Raw genomic sequence first — 4,392 nt, 5'->3', positions numbered from 1 at the left:
AATTACTTCATCCGGTCACGCTCGCACATCGTACATGGAATCAGGATCAAGCCCCGCGTCGCTACTCGCGCGGCGAGTCGTTCGACGATTGGCGTGCCGGCCTGACGCACAACGACGGCCGCATCCTATGGCATTACATGGGCGTCCCGGAACAGCTGGAACTACAAGACTCGCCTGCCCAAGTGCGTAGCGGCCAATGGCGCGTGGCGCAAGCCAATCCCGCCAAGCTCACATGCGACGGTGACGAAGCTTGCCCGCAAAGCGGCATCTGGCAACCGTCGTTGCCGGCAGAGCATCCACGGAGACTGTTGGTGAACTGGCGTTGGCGGGAAGCGGCCGTGATGCAAGGGCAGACATTCCCTGATCCGCAAAGGGATTGGCTGGTTGATTTGCCAGGTTACGCAGTGACATGGCGTTTGGTAGAAACGATTTGAAGTTGTCAATTAGAACGATATTTGTTGTGAATGATTTGAAAGACACTGAGAGCCATGCCGCCCGACCTCAATAAATTACTGCGTACCGGGAAATTTCATATTGATGAATTATCCCGCGAAGCCAACATCAGCAAGCAATGGCTGCTGGAGAACAGCAATGCCGCTGGCGATCACCCGATCTCGGCCGATAATCATCTGGAGTTTTTCATCTGCGCTTCGAATGCGTTTCCGCAGATCGTCAAAGACATTGAAGCTGCGCAAAAGAGCGTTGACCTGATTTGCTGGGGTTTTGATCCTGGCATGGAGATTGGCGAGCGGCAGGGCGGCAAGTGGCCGCGCGGATTGACCTACGGCGATCTGCTGTCCCGGGTGGCGGCCAGGGGAATTACTGTCCGGTTATTGGTCTGGTATCCAGCCGGCATAGGCAAGCGTCTCGGGTTGATGGCCAATAACCTGCCTGGCTATACGAACAGGGATACGCTCCAGCGGGTTGTGACGGCCTTCGCGGATAAAAAGAATCCGGATCTTGCCAATTACTACGCGGCGTTTCATCAGACTCCTGATCGCGCCAGGTACTGCCTGGATTGGTGGAAAAAAGCCATGGCGGGACAGTTTCCTGATTTGCACATACGTCATCGTTGTCCAGGCGCGCAAGACGTTGGGCGCCATTTGCAAGGCGAGACCGCTGGTTTTACGCCGACGGAAATTGGCGGGTTGAAGGAGGTGGCTACGCATCATCAAAAGCCGATCCTGATCGATTTCGATCTTCCCGGTCCCCAATCGGTTGGTTACGTGATGGGCTTGAACTCCACCACGGATTACTGGGATACGCCAGAGCATGTGTATGACAATCCGTTGAGGGGGTATGGCTGGGAAGGTACGGCTGATTCAACGCGTCATGGTTTGCATCTGAAACCGTACCGGGACTACGCGATTCGGGTGCAAGGTCGGGCGCTGCACTGCCTGAACCGTAACTTTGCGGCGGCCTGGGATCGCGCAGAACGCAATTGGAATCCCAAGGCCGAAGTTGGCTCGTTGGCATGGGCGCGGCAGGCATTCACGGCGGGTCAGTTCGCGCCACCGGCAGGCAAGGCCCGGCATATCGCCCAGATCATCCGCACGCAGCCGGAGGAGAACGATAAAACGATTCAGGATGCTTACTGGCTGGCGACGAGCCAGGCGCGCAATTACATCTATATCGAAAACCAGTATTTCCAGCACACGCCATGGGCTGAGCATCTGAAGGCGATGCGTCAGAAATATGCCCTGGGCATGCAGCGCGCAGGCGCGAATCTGCCGATCCCGAATTTGTATGTGTTCATTGTGATGCCTGAGCCGGAGCAGGGTGGCATGGTGCCGCGCACGTATGACACCGTGGCAGAACTCGGACAAGGAGGTGTCATACCCAAATACGATGGGGATGTGCAGAAGTTCAGGGAGGCGCCGCAGCGGGAACGTGATTCCATGATCGGCCGTCTGGCGCAGTCGGTGATGCAGCTGCATCCGGCCACGCTGCTCAGGCAGCATCTGACGGAATCTGACATTGCGGACTCCGCCAATCGTCCGCCGGTGAGTGGCGCAGATCTGGAAGCGTTAGGAATCAAGGTGCTGATTGCGAAGTTGTATACGCAAGGTGAGAAGGGGCGGTGTCGTGAAATCTATATTCACAGCAAGCTGACGATTATCGACGACGCGTTCTTTACGTTGGGTAGCGCGAATCTGAATCTGCGCAGCATGGCGGGGGATAGCGAGATCAATATTGCGTGTATGGATAAGGCGTTGCCGAGGGAGATGCGGCAGCAGGTGTGGGCGAATTTGGCGGGGGAAGACTTGGATGGTGGGGAGGGAAATGGGACATCGATTAAGGATACCCATAAGTTATGGATCAAGAAAATGAAGACAAATGCTAAGACTGTTGAATACGGCAACGATCGTCTCCAAAATCATATCGTCACATTCTCCGATTCGCGCGGCGCAACCGGGTTGGGCATTCGTTTGGCACAAGCTGCCGCTGCCGCTGACGATCGGAAGGTCGCCACCGCATGACCCAATTTTTTGCATCGTCAAGCAGACATAACGGCGCATGGCGTCGCTGCCTTTCCGTGTTGCTTCTTTGTCTTTCACTTTCTCAAACGGCCTGTTCCATGGATAACGATCTACCTCGCAACCAGATTCCTGAATTGTTCCATCCGCATCGCACCGAGTTCACGTGCAAGCACGAGTTGACGGTAGCGCCGCCGCTGGATCCGCAAGCCGAGGCTTGGTATCAGGAGGCAATGGTGTTGGATACGCCTGATCTGTGGAAGGACGACCGCGACTGGCCGCGCATCGTCGAACTATATACCAAGGCCGCAGAGCGCAAGCACTGGAAAGCGATGAACAATCTGGCGACGCTGCATCAGACTGGGGTGTGGGGTTTGAGAGATTCCAGCAAGGTGCTTGTCGTGCGCGATCCGAAAGCGGCCATGGCCTTGACCGAGGAAGCGATGCGCATGGGTGTGCCGCTGGCTTACGCGGTGATGGGCAACTATTACAACGATGGTTTTATCGTCAAGCGAGATCCGACAGCTGCCTGGGCATTCTGGCAAAAGGCTGCAGACATGGGTAACAGTTATGCGCAATTTACGATAGGGCGCAGTTTGTTAACCGCAATGGATGCTCCGGAGCGAAGTCGCTGGGCGAATACACCATTGGGTATAAAAATGTTGGAATGTGCATTTGCACAGGGGCATTCTGATGCGGCAGAAGAACTCGGGCTTCAATACGAAGTTGTTGAAAAGGATAAATCAAGAGCCCTTCATTACTATCACGAAGGCGTCAAGCTCGGCAGTGCTGGATCTGCAAACGCTTTGTTTGCTGAATTTAGAAAGGTAGATGGTCTTTCACCATTTGGCAAAGATCAATCGCGCAGCGAGCGCTATAACGTGCTTGGCGACGCCCTGGATCACAACCCCGACCTGCGCTTCCCCAACCTCGACAGAGTCCTACCGTTACCACCAGCCAAACTCCCGCAATGGAGTGGCAAGCCAGAGGACCTGATCAACGCCGCCAAGCCAGTCATTCCGGCACCGCCGCCTGCGGCCACGACACCCGGTGCGAATCTATCCGGCCGTGCCCATATACCGCAAGGCTCGGTGCTGCCGGAATTCGCCGTGCCACCGGAAGATGAAACACGTCTCATCGCGGGATTAATCGAAGTCCGGCCGCAATACGAAGCCACGACGGCCGATTTCAGCGGCTACTGGCTGCCGCAATTACTTCATCCGGTCACGCTCGCACATCGTACATGGAATCAGGATCAAGTCCCACGACGCTACGCGCGCGGCGAGTCGTTCGACGATTGGCGCATCGGCCTGACGCACAACGACGGCCGCATCCTATGGCATTACATGGGCGTCCCGGAACAGCTGGAACTACAAGACTCGCCTGCCCAAGTGCGTAGCGGCCAATGGCGCGTGGCGCAAGCCAATCCCGCCAAGCTCACATGCGACGGTGACGAAGCCTGCCCGCAAAGCGGTATCTGGCAACCGTCGTTGTCGGCAGAGCATCCACGGAGACTGTTGGTGAACTGGCGCTGGCGGGAAGCGGCCGCGATGCAAGGGCAGGCATTCCCTGATCCGCAAAGGGATTGGCTGGTGGATGTGCCAAGTTACGCTGTGACATGGCGTTTAGTAGAAACGATTTGAGGTTAGCAGAGAGATGGAGATTGCCCCTCGTATGACCCTGTTCCTTACATCATCAAGGATGCATCACGTCACATGGCGCCGTTGCGTGTCGCTGTTTGTTCTTTGTCTTTCACTTTCTCAAACGGCCTGTTCCATGGATAACGACCTACCTCGCAACCAGATTCCTGAATTGTTCCATCCGCATCGCACCGAGTTCACGTGCAAGCACGAGTTGACGGTAGCGCCACCGCTGGATCCGCAAGCCGAGGCTTGGTATCAGGAGGCAATGGTGT

The 4,392-nt window shown here is 56.1% G+C and carries 2 protein-coding genes and 1 pseudogene; all 3 read left to right on the top strand.

All coding sequences use genetic code 11. The annotated features are described in order from the left end of the window. Positions 1-434: pseudogene (locus KHU29_RS21860) on the top strand (SEL1-like repeat protein); the annotation flags it as partial. A 54-nt stretch (positions 435-488) separates the two neighbouring features. Further along, complete coding sequence (locus KHU29_RS21855; protein WP_211455440.1) at positions 489-2,480, top strand: phospholipase D-like domain-containing protein; 1,992 nt, start codon at positions 489-491, stop codon at positions 2,478-2,480. A gap of 98 nt (positions 2,481-2,578) precedes the next feature. After that, positions 2,579-4,120 carry an SEL1-like repeat protein gene (locus KHU29_RS21850; RefSeq protein ID WP_211455439.1) on the top strand — a complete coding sequence of 514 codons (1,542 nt, stop codon included), beginning with the start codon at positions 2,579-2,581 and terminating at the stop codon, positions 4,118-4,120. The last annotated feature ends 272 nt before the right edge of the window (positions 4,121-4,392 follow it).

Origin of the sequence: Collimonas antrihumi (genome assembly GCF_018304965.1) — a bacterium.
In the GTDB taxonomy this organism is placed as follows: Bacteria; Pseudomonadota; Gammaproteobacteria; order Burkholderiales; family Burkholderiaceae_D; genus Collimonas; species Collimonas antrihumi.
Note: the sequence above shows the minus strand (reverse complement) of the source record. Positions and strands in the feature narration are given on the sequence as shown.